Raw genomic sequence first — 22871 nt, forward strand, 5'->3', positions numbered from 1 at the left:
ATCTCTAGGAAAACTGGAGAAATGCTATGAAACTTTCGAAATTTGCCGCCGCCGCCCTGATTGGTCTGACTGCAACTGCCGGTGTGGCGTCCGCCGCGCCGCTGAACTACCCGATGCTTGCCCGTAACGGGATCGACGCGTCGCAATACAGCGACAGCGAGGCCCGCCAGATCAACACCGCTCTGCGCAACGGGGATGTGACCACTGCTCGATACTACATCAACCACGAGGATCGTGCGGTCGAGCATCCGGCCGATGTGAACCCCGGCACGGCACAGCTTGCCGCGCAACTCGGCCTGAACCCGGGCAATTACACCACGGGGGAACTCGAGGCGGTCAGCACGGCGCTGCGCAGTGACAACATGCAGAACGTGGCCTTCGTCGAGGCCCATGATAACCGTATGGTTCCGGGTGCCAAAGGTGTCGTAACCCCGGGCAAGGCGCAGATCGCCGCCCAGCTTGGCGTCAACCCTGCCGACTATACCGATGCCCAACTGAACCTGATGATGTCGAATGTTGTGGGCAATGGCGACTCTGGCCTTATCACCGCGCAACACAACTATAAATAAGCATCTGTGACGGTTGATGTTTCAAGTCGGCCTGCAATATGCAGGCCGACTTTTCCGTGTGATGAATTATCGGGCGAATAAATCGGGTGCCTGCCGCCTGATTGGCCATAATGCGCATCGTTGCCCATCTGCTGTGCAAGCCAGCACAGTGTTTCTAAGCGCGCTTTGGTTCCCTTTTAGGGCTGGTAGGCATATATCAGTTTTATGACAGTTTGAACTGATTGGTTTATTTCAAGTTGTTGATATGAAAGGGTCTGCAATGAAAATGCTGGTGCTATCTTCTGTTCTGGCCACATTCGCTGTGACCTTGTCCGGCCCTGTCATGGCGCAGGATGCGACGCGCAATGCGCAGATCGCTGCGATCCTTAAGGCAGGCGGGATGGAATTCGTTACCCGTGACCTCAAGACGCTCGATTTTGCCGAAGAGGCGCAGGATGCCCAACCTGCCGCGACCGACCAGAATTCCTGAAATCCGTGCCTTTCGGCACAGGGCCGCTAGATCAGATTAAACCTTAAAGCCGCTGTGGAAATCCCCTATGACTGGGGCCACAACCAATAGGCCTGTCTGATGCTCGATACCCTCCGCACTCTCTATGACGGCGATAGCGACCGCGCCCATCGCTTCCGCTATACTCTGCTTGCCTTCGATATCGCCACGGTGGTCTTTGTGATCGCGACCTCCTTCATCGAGCGCACGATGATTGTCACCCTTCTGGATATCGGGATCGGTGTGGTGATCGTCGCCGATTTTGTGGCCCGTTTCGCCATTGCTCCGCGAAAATGGAGGTTCTGGACCCAGACCGCGACACTGGCCGATCTGGTGGCGATGGTGTCCTTTCTCGTGCCGCTGGCGGGGGAGGGGTTGGGCTTCCTGCGGGTCTTGCGCACGCTACGCCTGCTCCACGCCTACCAGACGCTCTCGCGGCTCAGGCAGGACTGGCCGTTTTTCCGCAAACATCAGGATGTGCTGCTGGCCGCGATCAACCTTGCGGTGTTCCTGTTTGTGATGACGGGGCTTATCTATGTCACGCAGGAAAAGGTCAACGACCAGATCAACAACTATGCCGATGCGCTCTATTTCACCGTGACGACGCTGACCACGACCGGTTTTGGCGATATCACCCCCAAAGGCGAGTGGGGGCGAATGATCTCGGTTGCGATCATGATTTTCGGCGTCACGCTGTTCTTGCGGCTCGCGCAGGTGCTTTTCCGGCCCGTCAAGGTGCGGTATGAATGCCCTACCTGCGGGCTGAAGCTGCATGATGCCGATGCCGTCCACTGCAAACATTGCGGCGAGACCGTGCATATCGACACCGAAGGGCAGCTTTGAGGGGGCTCAGACGAGCCGCCCCCAGAGGTCGTAATCGGAGGCCTCGTCCACCTCGACGGTGACCATATCGCCCACGCTCAGGGCCTCGAACCCCTCGTCGATAAACAGGTTGCCGTCAATTTCGGGCGCATCGGCGCGCGTGCGGCAGGTGGCGCCTTCCTCGTCGATCTCGTCGATGATCACCTGTTGCCGCGTACCGACCTTGGCTTGCAGCTTGGCTTCAGAAATCTCCTGTGCCTTCTCCATGAAGCGGTTCCAGCGGTCTTGTTTGACCTCGGGGTCCACATGGTCGGGCAGGTCGTTGGAGCGCGCCCCATCGACGTTTTCATACTGGAAACAGCCAACGCGGTCGAGCTGCGCTTCGTCCATCCAATCGAGGAGATACTGGAACTCTTCTTCCGTCTCGCCGGGATAGCCCACGATAAAGGTCGAACGCAGCACGATCTCGGGGCAATCCGCCCGCCATGCGGCGATTTCGTCCAGCGTCTTGGCCGAGGCCGCGGGCCGCGCCATGCGTTTGAGCACATCGGGATGCGCATGCTGGAAGGGGATATCCAGATAGGGCAGGGCCAGTCCCTCCGCCATCAGCGGGATCAGGTCACGCACATGCGGATAGGGGTAGACATAATGCAGACGCAGCCACGCATCGGCGTCCTTCACCATCTTGCCCATCTCGCGGGTCAGGTCGGTGATATGGGCGCGGACCTCGCCGCCTTTCCATGGGCTCAGGTCATGCTTGCGGTCCAGACCATAGGCCGAGGTATCCTGAGAGATCATCAGGATCTCGCGCACACCTGCCTCCAGAAGTTTCTCGGTCTCGCGCAGGATCGCATGCGCCGGACGCGAGGCCAGACGCCCGCGCATATCGGGGATGATGCAGAATTTGCACTTGTGGTTACAGCCTTCCGAGATTTTCAGATAGCTGTAATGGCGCGGGGTCAGTTTCACGCCCTGGGCGGGCATCAGGTCGATGAACGGGTCGGGCGAGGGCGGGACCGCGCCATGCACGGCATCGAGCACCTGCTCGAACTGCTGCGGGCCGGTCACCGCCAGCACCTTGGGATGCACGCCGGTAATATAGTCGGGCTCGGCCCCCAGACAGCCGGTGACAATCACCTTGCCGTTTTCCTTCAGCGCCTCGCCAATGGCCTCAAGGCTTTCCGCCTTGGCGCTGTCCAGAAAGCCGCAGGTATTCACGATGACCGCTTCGGCGCCCGTATAGTCGGGGCTGATGGCATAGCCTTCGGCGCGCAGGCGGGTCAGGATCCGCTCGCTATCCACCAGCGCCTTGGGGCAGCCGAGGCTGACCATGCCGATCTTCGGCTGGCCGGGGCGTGCGGGCTCGTCCACGCGGATACGGGGCGCAAGGTCGGGCCGCAGGTTCGGAGGGTTCTGGCTCATGTCGCTTCCCGTGTCATGGTGGCTAATGCGAAGGGCGAGCCAAGGCCCGCCCTTTGTTGTGCTGCAGATACTCCCTTGAGGGGGCATGCTGCAAGTCCTTTGCCCGAAGGCCGGTTTATTCGGGGGCCGGTTTACTTGCCCAAGCAGTAACGCATGACGGCCTTTTGCGCATGCAGGCGGTTCTCGGCCTCGTCGAAGATCACCGAATGCGGCCCGTCCATGATCTCGCTGGTGGCCTCGTCATTGCGATGCGCGGGCAGGCAATGCATGAAGAGCGCATCGGGATTGGCGTGTTTCATCAGCTCCGCGTTGACCTGATAGGGGCGCAGCTGGTTATGGCGACGCTCCTTGGCTGATTCGGGGTCATGCATCGAGACCCATGTATCGGTCACGATCAGATCGGCCCCTTCGACGGCCTTCACCGGATCGCGCTCGATCTCGCATTTCACGCCCATATTGCGCGCGAAATCGACCCACTCGCGCTCGGGGTCGAGCGTTTGCGGGCCGGTAAATGTGAAATCGAAGCCGAACTGGCCTGCCGCATGCATGAAGGAGGCGCAGACATTGTTGCCGTCGCCCGACCAGACCACCTTCTTGCCCTTGATCGGCCCGCGATGCTCCTCGAAGGTCATGATATCGGCCATGATCTGGCAGGGATGGGTGCGGTTGGTCAGGCCGTTGATCACCGGCACGGTGGCATATTCTGCCATCTCCAGAAGGGTCTCTTCCTCGAAGGTGCGGATCATGATCAGGTCCACATAGCGCGACAGCACACGGGCGGTATCGGCAATCGTCTCGCCATGGCCAAGCTGCATGTCCGAGCCCGACAACACGAGCGTCTGCCCGCCCATCTGGCGCACCCCTACATCGAAGCTCACGCGGGTCCGCGTCGAGGGTTTCTCGAAGATCAGTGCGACCATATGGCCATCCAGCGGCTTTTCCGCATCGGCCATACCCTTGGGCTGGCCGCGGCGGGCATCCTTCATGGCGCGCGCCTGATCGATCATGGCCCGGAGATCGGCCTGCGAGGTTTTATGGATATCAAGGAAATGGTTCATCGGTCTTGCTTTCTGTCTCCCGAAAGGCTCGGGGTCTTTCGGGTCAGTTGCTTTTGGCCTCGAGGCTCTGGGCGGCGCGGTCCAGACGGTTCACCGCCTCGCTCAGATCCTCTTCCGAGATATTCAGTGCGGGCAGCAGGCGCAGCACATTATCGCCTGCGGGCACGCTCAGCAGATGCTGGGCGTAGGCCGCCTGCACCACATCGCCGCAGGGCACCTTGCATTTCAGGCCCAGCATCAGGCCCATGCCGCGCACCTCCTCGAAGATATCGGGATGGGTGGCCACGAGCCCTTCGAGCTTCTGGCGCATGAAGCCCGCCTTGGCGTTGACCGCATCGAGGAAGGCCGGATCAGTGACGATCTCGATGACTTTGGCGCCGATCGCGCAGCCCAGCGGGTTGCCGCCATAGGTGGAGCCATGGGTGCCCGCGACCATGCCGGAGGCGGCCTCCTCGGTGGCCAGCACACCGCCCAGCGGGAAACCACCGCCGATGCCCTTGGCCATCATCATGATATCGGGGGTCACTCCCGACCATTCATGCGCAAAGAGCTTGCCGGTCCGCGCCACGCCACATTGAACCTCATCGAAGATCAACAGGATGCCGGTCTCGTCACACAGCGCGCGCAATGCCTTCATATCCGCCTCGGGCAGCGGGCGGATGCCGCCCTCGCCCTGCACGGGCTCGATCCAGATCGCGGCCGTCTTGTCGGTGATGGTCGATTTGATGAGATCCATGTCGCCCCAGGCGATCTGCGTGAACCCGGGCAGCAGGGGGCCAAAGCCCTTCACCATCTTCTCGGCATGGGGCACAGCCGAGATCGCACCGGTCGAGCGGCCATGGAAGGCGCCATCGAAGGTGATGATCTCGGTCCGGTCCACGCCTTTGGAATACCAGTATTTGCGCGCCATCTTGATGGCCAGCTCGGCAGCCTCGGTGCCCGAGTTGGTAAAGAAGACCGTATCGGCAAAGCTGTTATCAACCAGCATATCCGCCAGCTTCTGTTGCAGCGGGATCTGGTAGAGGTTCGACACATGCCACAGTTTCTGCGCCTGATCGGTCAGCGCCTCGACCAGTTCCGGCGCGGCATGGCCCAGCACATTCACCGCGATACCAGCGCCCATATCCAGATATCGGCTGCCATCCTCCGTCTCGAGCCAGCTTCCCGATCCGCGGGTGAAGGCCAGCGGTGCGCGGTTATAGGTGGGCAGGACGGACGGTATCATGGTGCAAACTCCATAAGGGAAGGCCCATTTGGTGCGACGAACCCCGAGGGGTGTCAAGGCTGGGGCCGATTGAAAGCTGTTTTAGGAAGGGGTGTGGCAATTGGCCACGTCAGATCACCCGCCACGGGGCGGATCGGCGCTAATCAGCGACGTCGGATAGGCGAGATATGGTCAAAACCTGTGATCATGCCCCGCCAATTAGCCGCGGATCGCATCGTTGTAAATCTGGATTCGTCATCCGGCTCAGGATTTCAGCCGGAACCCCACGCGGAACCAGTACCATGCCAGACCCAGCACGATGCAGAGCCAGAGCGCGATGACCCCCACGCCCTGCAAAGGCGAGGCATCCGATGCCCCGATGAAGCCGTAGCGCGCGCCGTCGATCAGGAAAAAGACGGGGTTCCAGTGCGAGAGCGCCTGAAAGAACGGGGGCAGGGCCTCGACCGAATAGAAGGTGCCCGACAGGAAGGAGAGCGGCGTGATGACGAAATTGGTGAAGGCCGCCATCTGGTCGAACTTATTGGCGATGATCGCGGCCAGAAGGCCCAGGCCCCCCATCAGCATGGCACCCAGCACCACAAATAAAAGTGCCCAGAGCGGATGCGCGATCCCCTGACCGATAGAGACAAACAGTCCCGCGCTGATCACCGCCGCGACAAGCAGCGACCGGCCGATTGCACCCGCCAGAAAGCCCACCAGAAGCTCCCACGGGGCCAGCGGCGGCATCAGCGTATCCACGATGTTGCCCTGAATCTTGGCCACCACAAGCGAGGAGGAGGTATTGGCGAAGGCGTTCTGGATTACCGTCATCATAAGGATACCCGGCGCGAGGAAGGCGAGGAAGGGCACCCCCATCACATCGGCGCGCCCCTTGCCGAAGGCCAGCGCGAACACCACCAGAAACAGCCCTGCCGTGATCAGCGGAGCCAGAACAGTCTGCTGCCAGACCGACATGAAGCGGCGGTTCTCGCGATGGGCAAGGCTGTAGAGCCCCAGCCAGTTCACGCGCCCGAAGCGTCTGACGCCCATCTCGCTCTTTGCCTGTGCGCTCATCTGTGTCGTCGTCCTTCATCCAATAGGCCTGCCTGCGTCTGCCGCGCGCCCGCAGGCGGGCATTTTGCGTCGGTGCACTACCTAGTGGCCAAAGGGCATTCGGGCAACTAAGGCACACTGCGTCCGGCATCTGCACAAGAACACAGCTTCTCGTGCTCTGGCATCTTGAAAAAGGGGCTATGGCGGGGTAAATCCATGGCTCTTGAACTTCCGGAGCCGGAAAACCCTTGGGTGACCTTGGGCCCGTCCGGACCGGAACAGCGAAAGGAAACCCATGTCCTGGACCGATGAACGCGTCGAAACTCTGAAAAAGATGTGGTCCGAGGGCCAGTCTGCCAGCCAGATCGCAAAGGAACTGGGTGGGGTGACCCGTAACGCCGTGATCGGCAAAGTTCACCGTCTCGGCCTTTCGAACCGCACGGCCGCCAGCGAGGCCGCGGCCCCTGCCGCCGCAGCGCCTGCCGCGAAACCCGCGCCGGAGCCGAAACCCGAGCCGAAACCCGCCGCTGCCGCACCGGCACGCCCCGCGCCCAAGCCCGCCGCTCCGGCGGCTGCCGCGCGTCCCGCGCCCGAGCCCGCGCCCAAGCCAGAGGCGGAGCCCGTCACGGATGAGGCGGCTGACGAGGTCGTGGCCGCGCCGATGCGCCGCCAGATCATTCCCGCAGGCCAGCCGCTCCCGCCGCAGCCCTCGGCCAACGAGATCAGTCCCGAGGCGCTGGCCCGCGTAGGCGAGATCGAGAAACATGCCAAGAAGCTCACCCTGATGGAGCTGACCGAGCGCACCTGCAAATGGCCGATCGGCGATCCGGCGACCGATGATTTCTGGTTCTGCGGCCTGCCGACCCAATCGGGCAAACCCTATTGCGAGGCGCATGTGGGTGTGGCCTTCCAGCCGATGAGCTCGCGCCGCGACCGCCGCCGCTGAGCCCTGGCGTCCTGTAAAAGAAAAACCCGCAGCCTTCCGGTTGCGGGTTTTTCCATGTCCTGAGCGTGGTGGCTTCAGTTCGCGGTGGCTGCACCCACGGTGCCGCCGACCACGGCGCCTGCAGGGCCTGCCACCAATGCGCCGCCCAGACCGCCGGTCGCCGCGCGCTCGGTCGCGTTATGGCCGCAGGCGGCGAGCAGGGCGAGAACGGCAATCGCAGGGGTCATTTTCACGAGTTTCATCGCAATCATCCTTTCAAATACATTGAAAGCTAGACGCATGAACGCCCAAAAGGTTCCCCCCGCGTTAAAGAGCGTTTCTTACATGCTGCGCACGGTCTCGATCATCAGGGCTACATTCTCGGGATCGGCATCGGGGGTGATGCCATGGCCCAGATTGAAGATATGCGGGCCGTTGCGGAAAGCCTCGACCACATGGCGGGTCTCCTCGACCAATGCCTGACCGCCGGTGACCATATGGCGCGAGGCCAGATTGCCCTGCACGCAGCCCGAGACCTGCACATGCTCTGCCGCCCATTCGGGGCTGACCGAATTGTCGATGGCCACGCAATCGGCACCGGTTTTCTGGTGGAATCCGATATAGCCCTCGCCCGCTTCGCGCGGGAAGGCGATGACCGGCAGGCCGGGGAAGCGGGCCTTCATCTCTTTGGTGATGCGGGCGGCGGGCTTGACGGCGAATTCCTCGAAATCCGCGCCCTTGAGCGAGCCTGCCCAGCTGTCGAAGAGCTTCACAACCTCGGCACCGGCTTCGACCTGCTTGGACAGATATTCGATGGTCGCATCGGTCAGCAGGTCGATCAGGGCGGCAAATGTGGCGCGGTCCTCGTCTTTCAGCTTATGCGCGGGACCCTGATCGGGCGTGCCGCGACCGGCGACCATATAGGTGGCCACCGTCCATGGCGCACCGGCAAAGCCGATCAGCGTGGTTTCCTTGGGCAGTTCCTGCGACAGGATTTTCACCGTCTCGTAAACGGGGTTCAGCACCTCGTGGATATCGTCACGGGTCTTCAGCCCGCGCAGCCCCTCGGGGCCGGTAATCGTCGAGAGCCGCGGGCCTTCGCCGGTGACAAACCACAGATCCGCGCCAAGCGCCTGCGGCAAAAGAAGAATATCGGCAAACAGGATCGCCGCATCGAACCCGTAACGGCGGATCGGCTGGAGCGTAACCTCGGCGGCCAGTTCGGGGTTGTAGCACAGCGACAGGAAATCGCCCGCCTTGGCGCGGGTGGCGCGGTATTCCGGCAGGTAACGCCCTGCCTGCCGCATCATCCAGATCGGGGGGGTGGGCAGGCGCTCGCCGCGTAGGGCGCGCAGGATCGTTTTGTCGGCCATCTCGTCACTCCTTGGTTGCGCTCTCTAGAACAAGCTGTGGGGGTTCGTGTCAAGCTATGCGCTGTGCACAAAGCCCGAGTGGCTTTTGTCATGGGCCTTCTTGCAAGGGCGCACGCGCGGGGCTAAGGCTATGGCCATGACACAGATGCCCTCTCCCGATCAGCCCTTGAAGCTTGGCACCCGCGGCAGCCCGCTGGCACTGGCTCAGGCCTATGAAACCCGTGCCCGCCTGATGGCGGCGCATGATCTCCCCGAAGCCGCCTTCGAGGTGGTGGTGATCAAGACGACCGGCGATGACCGCGCGATGATCGCCTCCGACAAGCCGCTCAAGGAGATCGGCAACAAGGGCCTCTTCACGAAGGAGATCGAGGAGGCGATGCTGGAGGGGCGGATCGATATCGCGATCCACTCGATGAAGGACATGCCGACGGTCCAGCCCGAAGGGCTGATCCTCGACACCTATCTGCCGCGCGAGGATGTGCGCGATGCCTTCGTGTCTCTGAAGGCCGCCGGTATCGGGGATCTGCCCGAGGGCGCTGTCGTGGGCACGTCGAGCCTGCGCCGCCGTGCGCAGCTCCTTTATCGCCGTCCCGATCTAAAGCTCGTCGAGTTCCGCGGCAATGTGCAGACGCGCCGCCAGAAGCTCGCCGATGGGGTGGCAGAGGCCACCTTCCTCGCGATGGCGGGCCTCAACCGTCTGGGCATGACCGAGCTGGCCTCGGGTGCCATCGACCCCGAAGAGATGCTGCCCGCCGTGGCCCAAGGGGCCATCGGGATCGAACGCCGGACGGGTGACGAGCGTGCGGCCATGCTCCTGTCGCCCATCCACGATATTCCTACCGAGCAGCGCCTGAATGCCGAGCGCGCCTTCCTCGCCACTCTTGATGGCTCCTGCGAGACGCCGATTGCGGGTCTTGCGCTGATCGAGGGGTCCGAGATCTGGATGCGTGGCGAGATCCTGCGTCCCGACGGGTCCGAATGCCTGCGCGCCGAGGGCCGTGCCAGCCTGTCGGATGCCGAAGAACTGGGGGTCGATATCGCACGCAAGCTTCTCGATCAGGCACCTGCAGGATTTTTCGACTGGAAGGACGCGTAAGATGCTGCCTCCATCAACGGGACGCGTCTAATGGATAGTAAGATGGTAACGGGGGCGCGCAAGGCCCCCGCTTTCTTGATGGAAACCGGTATGCTGCTTGACCGTCTGCGCGATCTTCTGGGGGCCGATCATGTGCTGACCGGCGCCGATATGGCGGGCTATGGCGACGAATTTACCGGCCATTACCACTGGGCGCCGCTGGCCGTGTTGCGCCCCGCAACCACCGACGAGGTATCGGGTATCCTGCGGCTGGCCTCCGAGAGCCGCACGCCGGTGGTGCCCGTGTCGGGTGGCACGGGGCTCAATGGCGGGCATGAGGCGCAGGGCCGCCTGATGATTTCGCTGGCCCGCATGAACCGGATCCGCGATTTCAACCCTGCCGCCCGCACCATCTCGGTCGAGGCGGGGGTGATCTTGCAGACCATCCACGAGAATGTGGCCCGCGAGGGGCTGATGTTCCCGCTGAGCTTCGGGGCGAAGGGCTCGGCCATGGTCGGCGGGTTCCTGTCGACCAATGCGGGTGGCTCGAATGTGGTGCGCTATGGCAATGCCCGCGCGCTCTGTCTGGGGCTCGAGGTCGTGATGGCCGATGGAGCGGTGATGAACCTTATGACCGCGCTGCATAAGGACAATACGGGCTATGACCTGCGCGATCTGATGATCGGAGCCGAAGGCACGCTGGGCGTGATCACGGCGGCCGTTTTGCATCTGGTGCCCGAGCCCGCCGCCCGTGCCACGGCGCTTCTGGCGCTGCCCGGTTTCCCGCAGGCGCTAAGCCTGCTGAACCGTCTCCAGACGGGGACGGGCGGTGCGATCGAGGCCTATGAATATCTGCCCGATCTGTTCTTCGACCGGATGGCGAGATACAAGCCCGACTGGACCTGTCCGATCACGCCCGCGCCGGTGAATATCCTGCTGGAGATCGCCACCACCGTGCCCGGCGACAATCCGCAATCGCGGCTCGAGGATCTGCTTGAGGCGCCGCTCGAGGCGGGCGATATCCTCGATGCGGTCGTGGCCTCCTCCGAGGCGCAGCGCAGCTACCTCTGGACGATGCGCGAATCGGCGGCCGAGGTGTCGCTCAACGAGGACCCGCTGGTCGATACCGATGTGTCGCTTCCCCTCGATCTGATCGAGCCATGGTTGAACCGTATGAATGCCGAGGTGTCGCGCCTCGATCCGCAGGCGCGGATGATGGCGATCGGGCATCTGGGCGATGGCAACCTGCATTACACCGTCTATCCCTCGGAGAAAGCTTTCGTCGCGCCGATCCGCGATGCGATCTCGCGCGAGGCGGTGATCATGGGCGGCAGTTTCTCGGCCGAGCATGGGGTGGGTCTGTCGAAGCTGGGGTCGATGGCGAAATACAAGGATCCTGTGGCGCTGCGCACGATGCGCGCGATCAAGGCCGCCCTCGATCCGCTCGGTATCCTCAATCCCGGCAAGACGGTGCCCGAAGCCTGATCTGTGCAGGGCGGCGATGCCCGCCCTGCGGCCAAGGGGATTGCAGCCATGCTCAGGAACGGGCATTGGGGGGACATGCGAAAGGAATCCCATGTCCGTCCTTGCTGCCTATAAACCGCTGGTCAAAGATCCCGCGCTTCTGCTCACCGCCGCCCTTATGGTGCTGTTCGGTGCGCATGTGGCCTCGCTTTTGCCACAGGCCTCGACCATCGCGGTGACGGTCTTCGGGCTGGATGACGGGGCCTACTCGCGCATTCTCGTGGTGGCGTCGGTCATTGCGGTGACAACCTCGGTGGGCTTCGGGATTATCGCCGACCAGCGGGCCAACCGGCGCGCCATCGCGCTGGTCTCGGGCGTGTTCCTGACGCTGGGCTCGGGGCTGATGACCCTGCATCCGGGCCCGGTGACCTTTGTTCTGGCGCATGCGATCTTCGTGCCGCTTTCCTCCACGCTCTTCGGGCAGATGTTCGCGCTGGGGCGGCTGGCAGCCTCGGTCCACCCCAAACGCGAGCGCGAGGCGATCCAGTCGAGTCTGCGCGCGCTCTTCGCGCTGCCATGGCTGGGCGTGCTGCCGATCTGGTCGCTGGCCTTCGGCGCGGGCGTCGATCTGATGACCATCTATCCGGTCTGTCTCTGTCTGGCGCTGGCCGTTCTGGTGCTGACCTTCTTTTTCTGGCCGCGCGACGGGGCAACCCGCTGGCCTGATCCGAAATCCGGCCTGACCTTCCGCCAGTCGCTTCAGGAGATGGGCGATTGGCGCATCCTCGTGCGCGTCGTGGCGCTGGGGGCGATCAATGGCGGCGTGGTGCTCTATCTGGTGCTGATCGGGCTTGTGTTCGCGCAGGTGCCCGGACGGGGGGCGGGCGATGTCTCGCTTTATGCCGCGATTACGGCGGGGCTCGAGGTGCCTTTGATGCTGATGGTGCCCGCGATCTCGATGCGGGTGCCGCGGATCACGCTGATCCTTGTGGGCACCGTGCTCTACTGCGTGCATCTGGCCTTCATTCCGGTGCTGGCGTCGAGCCCGCTTCTCTGGGTGCTGCCGGTTTTCGGAGCCTTGGGAGGCGCGTTCATTCTGACCCAGCCGATGGCTTATCTGCAGGATCTCCTGTCCTCGCGTCCGGGGGCGGGGGCGTCATTGCTGGCGTTGCAAAAGCTCATCGGCGATGTCTCGGGGGCAGCGGTCTTTGCCATCGGCGCAGCTGTGGCGGGCTACGGGTTTGTCGCAATGCTCGGATCCGCCCTGGCGATCCTGGCCGCCATGGCGCTTTTTGTGATGGACCGCCGCACGGGCGGCTATCAGGGGCGTCACTCCACCTGATCGAGCAGATCAAGCACCTGCGGCCCCAGCGCCTCGACCACCAGTTTCACGCCCGCAGCCGAAGGGTGGATGCCATCGCCCTGCAGATATTGCGCGCGTTTGGCATCATCATGCTGCGCCTCGGCCAGCGGGGCCAGAAGGTCGGGCACCAGCACCGCGTCATATTTCGCCGCCAGATCGGGATAGATCGCGGTGAAAGCCGTCTGGTAGGCCGCGCCGTAATTGCCGGGCACCGGCACGCCCGCCAGCAGCACCGGCAGATCCTTGTCGGTCACTGCTTTCAGGATCGCGTCCAGATTGGCCTTCGCCTGATCGGGCGCGAGCCCGCGCAGGATGTCATTGCCGCCAAGCGCCACCATCACCGCATCCACCTCGGGCGTCAGCGACCAGTCGATACGGGCGCGCCCGCCCGCCGTTGTATCGCCCGAAACCCCGCCATTGATAATCGTCACATCCTCGCCATGCGCATTCAGCCATGCCTGAAGCTGCGGCACCAGCCCTTCGCCATCGGGCAGGCCATAGCCTTGGGTCAGGCTATCGCCGAAAGCCAGCAGCGTTTTCTCGGCCGCCTGACCCTGCGCGGGCAGAGCGAGCAAGGCAAGCCCGAGGCCGAGGGCGGTAATTCGTTGGCTGGCGCGGTTGTGATATGTCGCGAGCTGCCTATCTTGAGGTTTACGGGGCAGCAAAGAACGGATGCGGGACAGGATGGACATGGCGGATAGTGTGCTTTCCATGAAGGGTGTGGAGCTGGAACTGGAGGGCAATGTGGGGCCTGTCTCGATCCTGAACGGAATTTCACTGGACGTCCAGCGCGGGCAAAGCCTTGGAATGACGGGACCTTCGGGGTCGGGGAAATCCTCGCTTCTGATGGTGATGGGCGGGCTCGAACGCGCCACATCGGGGTCTGTCTTGGCGCTCGGTCAGGATCTGGGCGCGATGAAGGAAGACGCTCTGGCACGCTTCCGTCGCAATCACATGGGGGTGGTGTTCCAGAATTTCCACCTGCTTCCCACGATGACCGCACTGGAAAACGTGGCGCTTCCTCTGGAGATCGCGGGGACGCGCGATGCCTTTGCCCGCGCCAAGGCCGAGCTGGAGGCCGTGGGGCTTTCCCACCGGATGCACCATCACCCGACAGAGCTATCGGGCGGCGAGCAGCAGCGTGTGGCCTTGGCCCGTGCGCTCGCCCCGCGCCCCGAGATCCTCTTGGCCGACGAGCCCACCGGCAATCTCGATGCCAAGACGGGGGCGCAGATCATGGACCTGCTGTTCGGGCTGCGCGACCATTATGGTGCCACGCTTATTCTGGTCACCCATGCTGCCGATCTGGCCGCGCGCTGTGACCGCGTGGTGGGTCTGCGCGACGGGACCGTTGTCTCGGATAGCCGCGCATGAGCGTGTCATGGACCATCGCGCGGCGCGAGCTGCGCAGCGGCTTGCGCGGCTTCCGCGTGTTTTTCCTGTGTCTGATGCTGGGAGTGGCGGCGATTGCCTCGGTGGGGCTGGTGCGCCATGCCATCCAGTCCGCGCTCCATGATCAGGGGGCGGCCCTTCTGGGGGGCGATGCGCAGCTGGAATTCACCTATCGCCGCGCCACGCCCCTTGAGCGGCAATGGATCGAGGAGCGCGCCAGCCGCGTCTCCGAGGTGATCGATTTCCGCTCCATGCTGCGTCACGGCGAGGGGGACAGCCTGCAGACCGCGCTCATTCAGGTGAAGGGGGTCGATAGCGCCTATCCGCTTTACGGGACCGTCGAAACTGCGCCCGATCTGCCGCTGGATCAGCTCCAGACCCCGCAGGACGGGATCTATGGCGCCCTGATCGATCCCGTTCTGGCGGACCGGATGGGCTTGAAACCGGGCGATCGGGTCGAGATCGGCGGGGTGGCGTTGCGCATGCTGGCGCGGCTTGCCCGTGCGCCCGACGAGACAGGGGCGGGGATCACGCTCGGCCCGCCGGTGATCGTGGCCACGAAGGCGCTGGAGGGCTCGCGGCTCTTGGATGCGGGGGCACTTTTCGAGAGCGAATACCGCGTGGCGCTGCCCCAAGGCACCGATCTCGATGCGCTGAAGGCCGAGGCCCGCATCCGGTTCAAGGATGCGGGTATGAGCTGGAGCGATCGCAGACGCGCCTCTCCGGGGGCGGACCGTTTTGTGACGCGGTTGGGGAGTTTCCTTGTGCTTGTCGGGCTTGCGGGGCTGACCGTGGGCGGAGTCGGGATCTCGTCCTCGGTCTCGAGCTGGCTCGAACGCAAGGCCGCGACGGTGGCCACCCTGCGCGCCATCGGGGCTACGGGGCGCACGATCCGCTGGGTGTTCTACTGGCAGCTGATCGGGCTGACGGTGCTTGGCATCGTGGCGGGGCTTGCGCTGGCGAGCCTTCTGGTTCTGGGCTTTGGCGGGCTGATCGGGCGGGTCATGCCGATCCCCGTGGATTTGCGTCTGGCGCTTGGCCCAATGGCCGAGGCCGCGATGTATGGCGCGCTGGTCACCGCGATCTTCTCGCTCTGGCCGCTCTCGCGCCTGTCGCAGACGCGGGTGGCGCGCCTCTATCGCTCGCGTTCGCGGGGGCTGCCACCCTTGGGGATGCTGGCGCTGATCGCCGTGCTGCTGGCGGTTCTGGTGGGGGCGTCGATGGCGCTCTCTGGTCTGCCTTGGCTGGCGCTTGGCGCTTTGGGTTGTGTGGCTGGGGCGCTGGGCCTGCTGGCGCTGATGGGCTGGCTGACCAAACGCTTAGCGGCGCGGGTGCAGCGCGTGTTGCGCGGCGCGCCGGCGCTGCGCGTGGCGCTTGCGGGGATCTCGGGGCCGGGGTCCGAGGCGCTGCCGGTGGTGCTGTCGCTGGGCTTGGGCCTGTCGGTGCTGTCGGCCATCGGGCAGGTGGATGCGGGGCTGCGCAACGCGATTGCCACCGATCTGCCGAAACAGGCACCGGCCTTCTTCCTGCTCGATATCCAGCCCGATCAGCTCGACCCTTTGAAGGCGCGGATGCAGGCCGATCCGCAGGTCGAGCGGGTCGAGACCACGCCCATGCTGCGCGGTGTGATCACGCAGATCAACGGCAAGCCCGCGCGTGAAGGACGCCCCGATCACTGGGTTCTGCGCGGTGACCGGGGCGTGACCTATGCCGCGACCCCCCGCGAGGCGATCACCGAGGGCCAGTTCTGGCCCGAGGATTACACCGGCACCCCGCAGATCAGCTTTGCCGCCGAAGAGGCGAAGGAGATCGGGCTGAAACTGGGAGATACGCTCACGGTGAATATCCTTGGCCGCGATATCACCGCGCCGATCACCTCCTTCCGCAATGTCGATTTCTCGACGGCGGGGATCGGGTTCGTGATCACCTTCAACCCTTCGGCGCTGGCAGGCGCACCGCATACCCATCTGGCCACACTCTATGCCCCCGAGACAGCCGAGCCCGAGATCCTGCGCACGCTTGCGCAGGCCTTCCCCAATGTCACTGCTTTGCCCGTGCGCGAGGCGATCGGGCGCCTGACCGAGGCGCTGCAGGCGATTGCGCGGGCCACCTCTCTGGCGGCAAGTGTGACGCTGGTGACGGGGGTGATCGTGCTGATCGGGGCCTCGGCCTCGGGCGAGGCGCGCCGCGCATGGGAAGCGGCATTGCTGAAGACACTGGGCGCCAGCCGGACCCGTATCCTGACGGCGTTCCTTTTGCGCGCGCTCATCCTCGGCGGCGTCGCGGGGCTGGTGGCCGTGGGGGCAGGGGCCTTGGCCGGATGGGCGGTGCTCACCCGCGTCATGGATCTGGGCTATGCAATGGCTTGGGGGCCGGCGCTGGCGATCCTGTTCACCGGCATGCTGGCGGCACTCCTGTCGGATCTGTTCTTCGTGATCCGTCCGCTGCGGGTGCGTCCGGCCCGCATCCTGCGGCAGGCCGACTGAACGGGCTAACCGAAGGGGCGCATCGATCCCCCTTGTGCTGGACCGGCCAGAGGTCTAGCCTGACACCAAATCCGTTGGGGTGCCCGCAAGGGCTGAGAGGCGATAGCTAACCCATCGAACCTGATCCGGCTCATACCGGCGTAGGAAACGGAACCGAAGCGATGGGTGCAGTCTCTCTGCGCCCCCTTTCTCCGCCCGCGCCCTTGTGCCGGTGACTTTGGAGGAGGGGATATGGTCGCAAGACTTCTGATTATTGCAGGCTCCGATTCGGGCGGCGGTGCGGGGCTTCAAGCCGATATGAAGGCGGCTTCGGCGCTCGGGGTCTATGCGATGACTGCGGTCACGGCTGTCACCGCGCAGAACACGCGCGGTGTGAGCGCCGTAGCGCTGATGACGCCCGAGATGCTGCGCGCCCAGATCCGTGCCTGTCTGGAGGATATCGGCGCGGATGCGGTGAAAATCGGCATGCTCGGCTCGGCGGATCTGGTGCGGGTGGTGGCCGAGGAACTTGCGGGCTTTGCAGGCCCTGTGGTGCTTGATCCGGTGATGATCGCCAAATCCGGTGATGCGCTTCTGGCAGAGGAGGCGGTGGCCGCGCTGACCACCCAGCTCCTGCCAAGGGCGACGCTCCTGACCCCCAACCTGCCCGAAGCCGCTTGTCTCTTGGGCCTGCCCGAAGCGCAGGAGGCCGATGAGGCACAGGCCCGCGCGCTTCAGGCGCTGGGGCCCGGGGCCGTGCTCCTGAAAGGCGGCCATGCGGCAGGAGAGGTTTGCACCGACCTGCTGCTGGCAGATCGGGCCTACCGATTTGCCGCGCCGCGTGTGGCGACCCGCAATACCCATGGCACGGGCTGTTCGCTGGCCTCTGCGGTGGCGGCGGGGCTGGCCTCGGGGAGGCCGCTGCCTGAGGCGGTGGCGCGCGCCCATGACTGGCTGCAGGGCGCGATCCGTGCGGCCGACAGCCTGCAGATCGGGCAGGGCCATGGGCCGGTGCATCATTTCCACGGGATCTGGTCCGAGGAGGCACTGGTATGAGCGTTGATTTCACCATTCTTGGCGCGGGGGTTGCGGGGCTTGCCACCGCGCATGAGCTGGTCGCGCGTGGTGCGCGGGTGCAGGTCATCGACCCCAATGGCGCGGCTGGTCCGCATGGCTGCAGCTGGTGGGCGGGCGGCATGCTGGCGCCGTATTGCGAGAGCGAGATCAGCGAGGAGGTGATCGTGCGCCATGGTCTGGCGGCGGCGGATTGGTGGGCGCGGGCGGGCGTGCCGGTGACCCGTCGCGGGACGCTGGTGGTGACGCTTGCGCGCGACCGGCGCGAGCTGGACCGTTTCGCGCGGCGCACCGACGGGCACCGCTGGCTGGGAGGCGCGGAGATCGCCGCGCTGGAGCCCGATCTAGCGGAACGCCACGCCCGCGCGCTGTTTTTTGACACCGAGGCCCATATCGATCCGCGTATCGCATTGCGCGGTCTGCGCGACGGGCTGGCGGCGAAGGGGGTCGAGATCCTGCCCGATGCCCCGCATCTGGGGCGGCTCGTGGATTGTCGCGGGCTGGCGGCGCGGGATCTGCTGCCCGATCTGCGCGGCGTGCGGGGCGAGATGGTGGTGCTGCGCTGTCCGCAGATCACGCTCAGCCGACCGGTGCGGCTGCTGCATCCGCGCTATCCACTCTATATCGTGCCGCGCGGCGACGGGGTTTTCATGCTTGGCGCCTCTCAACTCGAAGGCGACAGCCGTGGGCCCTCGACCCTGCGCTCCACCGTGGAGCTGCTGAATGCGGCCTTCGCGCTGCATCCCGGTTTTGCCGAGGCCGAGGTGCTGGAACTGGGTGCCGATGCCCGCCCTGCATTTGCCGATAACATCCCCCGCGTGGTGGCCGCGCGAGAGCGCACCCATGTCAACGGGCTCTACCGTCATGGCTATCTGATGTCGCCCGCTTTGGCGGTGACGGCGGCCGATTACCTGATGGAAGGCACCATATCCGAACTGTGCAAGGAGGCCGCATGCGCCTGATCGTCAACGGAACGCCAACCGAGGCGGAAGCAGCTACTCTGGCCGAGGCCCTGATGGCTCTGGGCTATGGCGAGGCGAAAGTCGCCACAGCCGTCAACGAGGTCTTTGTGGCCTCTGCCGCCCGCGCGGGCCATGCGCTGCGCGACGGCGACCGTCTGGAAATTCTCGCACCCCGTCAGGGAGGGTAACATGCCTGTTTTCTATGGCACCGAAATCGCATCGCGGCTGATGCTGGGCACCTCGCAATATCCCAGCCCCGTGGATCTGTCGCAGGCCTTTGAACGCTCGGGGGCGGGGGTGGCGACCGTCTCCCTGCGCCGCGAGAGCGCGGGCGGTGGCACGGGCGCGGGCTTCTGGGATCTGATCCGCGGGCTGGCGGTGCAGGTCCTGCCCAACACCGCTGGCTGCCATTCGGTGAAGGAGGCGGTGACCACCGCCCATATGGCGCGCGAGGTCTTTGACACCGACTGGATCAAGCTGGAGGTGATCGGCCATCCCGATACGCTCCAGCCCGATCCTTTCGGCCTTGTGGAAGCCACGCGCATTCTGGCGGAGGACGGGTTCAAGGTGTTTCCCTATACCACCGAGGATGGTGTCCTGGGGGGGCGGCTTCTGGAGGCGGGGGCCGAGGTCCTGATGCCATGGGGGGCGCCTATCGGCACGGGGCTCGGGGTGAACAATCCCTACGGGCTGCGAACCCTGCGCGCGCAATTCCCTGATGTGCCGATGATCATCGATGCGGGGCTGGGGCTGCCCAGCCATGCCGCGCAGGCGATGGAGATGGGCTTTGATGCGGTGCTTCTGAACACGGCGGTGGCCAAGGCAGGCGACCCCGCGGCGATGGCCGAAGGCTTTGCCCGCGCGCTCGAGGCAGGGCGGCTGGCCTATGAGGCCGACCCGATGGAGCCGCGCGATATGGCCCAGCCCTCGACGCCGGTGATCGGCATGGCGGTGCTGGCATGATCCCGCGGTTCTATCCGATCTTCGACCATCCCGACTGGCTGCGCCGCGCGCTGCCCTTGGGGGTGAAATTCGTCCAGCTGCGGATCAAGGACCAGCCGCAGGACCGCCTGCGCGAGATGCTGGCTGAGGGCCGCGATCTGTGCCGTGCGCATGGGGCGCAGCTGGTGGTGAATGACCATTGGCAGTTGGCGATCGAGCTGGGTTGTGACTGGCTGCATCTGGGGCAGGAGGATCTGGAGAGTGCCGATCTGATGGCGATCCGTGGCGCGGGGCTGAAGCTGGGCGTCTCCACCCATGACGAGGCCGAGCTGGATCGTGCCCTGACGGTGATCCCCGATTATATCGCGCTGGGGCCTGTCTGGCCGACGATCCTGAAGAAGATGAAATGGCATCAGCAGGGCGTGGAGAAGCTGACCGAGTGGAAGCGGCTCTGCGCAGGGGTGCCCTTGGTGGCGATTGGCGGGTTGTCGGTGGAACGCGCGCCCTTGGCCCTTGCGGCAGGGGCCGATTGCGTGTCGGTGGTGACCGATATCACGCTGAACGCTGACCCCGAGGCGCGGATCGGACAATGGCTGGAGGCCACCGCATGACCCGCTATGCCCGCCAGAGCGCTATTCTGGGTGCGGCCTCGGACCGTTTGCAAAAGGCGCGGGTGCTGGCTGTGGGGGCCGGTGGATTGGCAGCCCCCGTGCTGCAATATCTGGTCGGGGCGGGCGTGGGCCATATCCGTCTGATGGATGCGGATCGGGTGAGCCTGTCGAACCTGCACCGCCAGACGCTGTTCCGTGAGGGGGATCTGGGTGCGCTCAAGGTGGAGGCCGCTGCCCGCCATATGGCTGCGCTCAATGGGGAGGTGCGGATCGCGCCGCAGGCTGAGGCGCTGAGCCCCGCCAATGTGGCGCAGGCGGTGGAAGGCTGCGATCTGGTGCTTGATTGCGCCGATAGTTTTGCGGTCAGCTATATCCTCTCGGATCAGTGTCTTGCGCGGCGCATCCCGCTGATTTCGGCCTCTGTGGTCGAAAGTGCAGGCTATGTGGGGGGCTTTTGTGCGGGGGCGCCTTCGCTCAGGGCGGTGTTCCCCGATCTGCCGCAGCGCATGGGCAGCTGCGCCGAGGACGGGGTGCTGGGGCCGGTCGTGGGGATTATCGGGAGCCTGCAGGCGCAGATGGCGCTGGCGGTTCTGACCGACCATGGCGAGAGCCCTCTGGGGCGGGTCACCAGCTTTGACGCCACCCATTGGCGCTTTGGTGGCTTTGCCTTCCACGGGGCACCCGAACCCGATTTCGCACCGCGCTTCATTGCGCCCGAGGCACTGAGCGATGCGGATCTGGTTGTCGATCTGCGGCGGCCCGAGGAAGGCCCGCTGGCGCATCCTCAAGCGCATCGCCTGCAGGCCGCGGACCTGCCGGAGATGGCGCGGCAGGCGAGGCATGAACGTCTGGTGCTGGTCTGCCGTTCGGGCCAGCGGGCCTGGGCCGCGGCGGAGGCCGTGCGGCCATATTGGCAGGGCGAAATCGTGCTGGTCGCGATGGGCGCTCGGAATGGTGAAGAGGCTTATAATAATTCTCCGGTTGTAGCCGGTGACATGGAGGTGCCGGGCGCTATCTAGCGGCCTGACGATATGACGGAGCCCCGCATGCCACAGAGCCACAGACCAGATGCCCCGAACCGGCTGACAACGGGGTCGATCCCGTGGCAACTGGCGCTCTTCGCGCTGCCGACGCTGGGTTCGTCGGTGCTGCAATCGGCGGGCGGCTCGATCGACTCGGCCTGGGTCGGCAATCTAATCGGCGAGGCGGCGCTGGCGGCCACGACCAATGGCAACCTGATCATGTTCCTGCTGGTCAGCTTTGTGTTCGGTTTCGGCATGGCCGCGACGATCCTGATCGGGCAGGCCATCGGGCGGGGAGCCTTGGGCGAGGCGCGGCGGATTGTGGGCACCGCGGTTGGATGTTTCCTGCCATTGGCGGTGGTGGTGGCCGGCGCGGGCTATGTGACGGCACCGCATCTGTTGGCGCTTCTGGGCACCGATCCGCAGATCGAGGAACTGGCGCGCAGCTATCTGCAGCTGACCTTTGTCGCCATGCCCGGCATCCTGATGCAGACCATGCTGATGATGGTGCTGCGCGGGTCGGGTGACTCGCTCACGCCGCTCTATTTCATGATCATGGCGGTGGTGCTGGCGGCGGTGCTGAACCCGTGCCTGATCCTCGGGCTGGGGCCATTGCCCGAGCTGGGCATCGGCGGCTCGGCCATTAGCCTCGGGCTGGCGAACTATGTCTCGCTGGTGGCGATGCTGGCCTATATCTATCTGCGCGATCTACCGCTGCGGCTGCGCGGGGCGGAGCTGCGCTTCCTGATCCCCGATGGCGCGCTCCTGCGGCAGATCGTGGCCAAGGGCCTGCCCATCGGCTTGCAGATGGTGGTGGTGACCACCGCCGCGTTGACGGTGCTGCGGCTGATCAATAACGAGGGGGTCGATACGACCGCCGCCTATGGCGCGGTGCAGCAGATCTGGACCTATGTCCAGATGCCTGCCATGGCGCTCGGGGCCGCTGTCTCGGCGATGGCCGCGCAGAATATTGGGGCGGGACGGTTCGACCGTGTGGCGCGGATCACCGGCATCGGTGTCGTGTTCAATATCGCGCTGACGGGCGGTCTGATCGTCCTGCTTCTTCTGGCCGACCGCTATGCGCTCTCGATCTTCCTGACGGGCGGAGGGGACGCTCTGGAGATCGGTCGGCATGTGCTGCTGGTGGCGACATGGGGCTATGTGGCGTTTGGCGTGTCGCAGGTGGTGTTCGGCACGGTGCGCGCCAATGGCAAGGTGATTCCGCCGCTGATCATTCTGGCGGTCGCGCTCTATCCGGTGCGACTGGGCTTTGTCTGGGCGCTCGGCCCGAGCCTCGGGGCGGATGCGATCTGGTGGAGCTTCCCGGTGGCCTTCAGCGCGACCATGGTCATGGGACTGTTGTATTATCGCTTCGGTCATTGGCGCCCTGCACATTCGGACAGATTGCAAGACCCGCAAAAGCCGCCTATTGCCTCCCCTAGCGACACCCAGCCTGACCCTGCGTCCTGCACGCTTTCGCGCGACATAGGAGCGCATCGCACCTGAACCGCGCAACGGGGGCGGATTCACGAAGACTTGACCTTGCGCTGGCCGTTCCACACGTCCAGTGTGAAGAAAAATAAAACAG

Annotated in this window: 23 protein-coding genes and 1 riboswitch; of the genes, 16 read left to right on the top strand and 7 right to left on the bottom strand. The window is 64.6% G+C overall.

Annotated features, from left to right (window positions below; translation table 11 throughout):
• The first annotated feature begins 26 nt into the window (after positions 1 to 26).
• From WDB91_RS05620 to WDB91_RS05630, 3 genes are all read left to right on the top strand, one after another.
• Positions 27 to 569 (top strand): hypothetical protein, encoded by a 543-nt coding sequence (locus WDB91_RS05620; protein WP_339114153.1) that lies wholly within the window; start codon positions 27 to 29, stop codon positions 567 to 569.
• Between the two features lie 244 nt (positions 570 to 813).
• A complete protein-coding gene (locus WDB91_RS05625) occupies positions 814 to 1038 on the top strand; it encodes a hypothetical protein (RefSeq protein WP_339114154.1) in 225 nt (74 codons plus the stop codon).
• Between the two features lie 99 nt (positions 1039 to 1137).
• Positions 1138 to 1899 (top strand): ion channel, encoded by a 762-nt coding sequence (locus WDB91_RS05630; protein WP_339114155.1) that lies wholly within the window; start codon positions 1138 to 1140, stop codon positions 1897 to 1899.
• Positions 1900 to 1905: 6 nt separating this feature from the next.
• On the opposite strand, the gene rimO is transcribed toward WDB91_RS05630, so the two are convergent.
• From rimO to WDB91_RS05650, 4 genes are all read right to left on the bottom strand, one after another.
• Positions 1906 to 3300, bottom strand: a complete 1395-nt coding sequence (gene rimO / locus WDB91_RS05635; RefSeq protein ID WP_339114156.1) for a 30S ribosomal protein S12 methylthiotransferase RimO — start codon at positions 3298 to 3300, stop codon at positions 1906 to 1908.
• 131 nt (positions 3301 to 3431) lie between these two features.
• The gene (gene argF, locus WDB91_RS05640) at positions 3432 to 4358 is read right to left on the bottom strand and encodes an ornithine carbamoyltransferase (RefSeq protein ID WP_339114157.1); all 927 of its coding nucleotides are present in this window, start codon (positions 4356 to 4358) and stop codon (positions 3432 to 3434) included.
• Positions 4359 to 4401: 43 nt separating this feature from the next.
• Complete coding sequence (locus tag WDB91_RS05645; protein ID WP_339114158.1) at positions 4402 to 5583, bottom strand: aspartate aminotransferase family protein; 1182 nt, start codon at positions 5581 to 5583, stop codon at positions 4402 to 4404.
• Positions 5584 to 5826: 243 nt separating this feature from the next.
• Positions 5827 to 6636, bottom strand: coding sequence for an ABC transporter permease (locus WDB91_RS05650; RefSeq protein ID WP_339114159.1), 810 nt, complete (start codon positions 6634 to 6636; stop codon positions 5827 to 5829).
• Positions 6637 to 6910: 274 nt separating this feature from the next.
• Between WDB91_RS05650 and WDB91_RS05655 the strand changes: the two genes are divergently transcribed.
• Complete coding sequence (locus WDB91_RS05655; protein WP_339114160.1) at positions 6911 to 7561, top strand: GcrA family cell cycle regulator; 651 nt, start codon at positions 6911 to 6913, stop codon at positions 7559 to 7561.
• A 74-nt stretch (positions 7562 to 7635) separates the two neighbouring features.
• Here WDB91_RS05655 and WDB91_RS05660 read toward each other — a convergent pair whose 3' ends face one another.
• Both WDB91_RS05660 and hemE read right to left on the bottom strand, forming a co-directional pair.
• On the bottom strand, positions 7636 to 7803 hold the full coding sequence (locus tag WDB91_RS05660) for a hypothetical protein (RefSeq protein WP_339114161.1): 168 nt from the start codon (positions 7801 to 7803) through the stop codon (positions 7636 to 7638).
• A 78-nt stretch (positions 7804 to 7881) separates the two neighbouring features.
• Positions 7882 to 8913, bottom strand: a complete 1032-nt coding sequence (gene hemE, locus WDB91_RS05665; RefSeq protein WP_339114162.1) for a uroporphyrinogen decarboxylase — start codon at positions 8911 to 8913, stop codon at positions 7882 to 7884.
• A 145-nt stretch (positions 8914 to 9058) separates the two neighbouring features.
• On the opposite strand from hemE, the gene hemC reads away from it, so the two are divergent.
• The 3 genes from hemC (at position 9059) to WDB91_RS05680 (ending at position 12794) form a co-directional block, all read left to right on the top strand.
• Positions 9059 to 10009 (top strand): hydroxymethylbilane synthase, encoded by a 951-nt coding sequence (gene hemC, locus WDB91_RS05670; protein WP_339114460.1) that lies wholly within the window; start codon positions 9059 to 9061, stop codon positions 10007 to 10009.
• 30 nt (positions 10010 to 10039) lie between these two features.
• Positions 10040 to 11473: an FAD-binding oxidoreductase gene (locus WDB91_RS05675; protein ID WP_339114163.1), complete on the top strand. Its 1434-nt coding sequence runs from the start codon at positions 10040 to 10042 to the stop codon at positions 11471 to 11473.
• Positions 11474 to 11564: 91 nt separating this feature from the next.
• Positions 11565 to 12794, top strand: a complete 1230-nt coding sequence (locus WDB91_RS05680; RefSeq protein WP_339114164.1) for a hypothetical protein — start codon at positions 11565 to 11567, stop codon at positions 12792 to 12794.
• Here WDB91_RS05680 and WDB91_RS05685 read toward each other — a convergent pair.
• Positions 12782 to 13390, bottom strand: a complete 609-nt coding sequence (locus WDB91_RS05685) for an arylesterase (RefSeq protein WP_339114165.1) — start codon at positions 13388 to 13390, stop codon at positions 12782 to 12784. The genes WDB91_RS05680 and WDB91_RS05685 overlap by 13 nt on opposite strands.
• Before the next feature lie 115 nt (positions 13391 to 13505).
• Here WDB91_RS05685 and WDB91_RS05690 point away from each other — a divergent pair, with 115 nt between their 5' ends.
• The 9 genes from WDB91_RS05690 to WDB91_RS05730 all read left to right on the top strand — a co-directional run bounded on the left by WDB91_RS05690 (position 13506) and on the right by WDB91_RS05730 (position 22789).
• The gene (locus WDB91_RS05690; RefSeq protein ID WP_339114166.1) at positions 13506 to 14189 is read left to right on the top strand and encodes an ABC transporter ATP-binding protein; all 684 of its coding nucleotides are present in this window, start codon (positions 13506 to 13508) and stop codon (positions 14187 to 14189) included.
• Entirely contained in the window at positions 14186 to 16693 is a 2508-nt protein-coding gene (locus WDB91_RS05695; RefSeq protein WP_339114167.1) for an FtsX-like permease family protein, read from the top strand. The genes WDB91_RS05690 and WDB91_RS05695 overlap by 4 nt, the downstream gene beginning before the upstream one ends.
• Positions 16694 to 16758: 65 nt before the next feature.
• Positions 16759 to 16857: riboswitch (TPP riboswitch) on the top strand.
• Between the two features lie 67 nt (positions 16858 to 16924).
• Positions 16925 to 17728: a bifunctional hydroxymethylpyrimidine kinase/phosphomethylpyrimidine kinase gene (gene thiD, locus WDB91_RS05700; RefSeq protein WP_339114168.1), complete on the top strand. Its 804-nt coding sequence runs from the start codon at positions 16925 to 16927 to the stop codon at positions 17726 to 17728.
• Positions 17725 to 18708, top strand: coding sequence for an FAD-dependent oxidoreductase (locus WDB91_RS05705; RefSeq protein WP_339114169.1), 984 nt, complete (start codon positions 17725 to 17727; stop codon positions 18706 to 18708). The genes thiD and WDB91_RS05705 overlap by 4 nt, the downstream gene beginning before the upstream one ends.
• Positions 18699 to 18896, top strand: a complete 198-nt coding sequence (gene thiS, locus WDB91_RS05710) for a sulfur carrier protein ThiS (RefSeq protein WP_339114170.1) — start codon at positions 18699 to 18701, stop codon at positions 18894 to 18896. The genes WDB91_RS05705 and thiS overlap by 10 nt, the downstream gene beginning before the upstream one ends.
• A gap of 1 nt (position 18897) precedes the next feature.
• Positions 18898 to 19671 carry a thiazole synthase gene (locus WDB91_RS05715; protein WP_339114171.1) on the top strand — a complete coding sequence of 258 codons (774 nt, stop codon included), beginning with the start codon at positions 18898 to 18900 and terminating at the stop codon, positions 19669 to 19671.
• Positions 19668 to 20261 (top strand): thiamine phosphate synthase, encoded by a 594-nt coding sequence (locus WDB91_RS05720; RefSeq protein ID WP_339114172.1) that lies wholly within the window; start codon positions 19668 to 19670, stop codon positions 20259 to 20261. Before WDB91_RS05715 ends, WDB91_RS05720 begins: the two co-directional genes overlap by 4 nt.
• Positions 20258 to 21280 (top strand): HesA/MoeB/ThiF family protein, encoded by a 1023-nt coding sequence (locus WDB91_RS05725; protein WP_339114173.1) that lies wholly within the window; start codon positions 20258 to 20260, stop codon positions 21278 to 21280. Before WDB91_RS05720 ends, WDB91_RS05725 begins: the two co-directional genes overlap by 4 nt.
• Before the next feature lie 27 nt (positions 21281 to 21307).
• Positions 21308 to 22789 (top strand): MATE family efflux transporter, encoded by a 1482-nt coding sequence (locus WDB91_RS05730; RefSeq protein ID WP_339114174.1) that lies wholly within the window; start codon positions 21308 to 21310, stop codon positions 22787 to 22789.
• Positions 22790 to 22871 lie beyond the last annotated feature (82 nt).

It is taken from the genome of Thioclava sp. GXIMD2076 (assembly GCF_037949795.1).
Taxonomy (GTDB): domain Bacteria; phylum Pseudomonadota; class Alphaproteobacteria; order Rhodobacterales; family Rhodobacteraceae; genus Thioclava; species Thioclava kandeliae.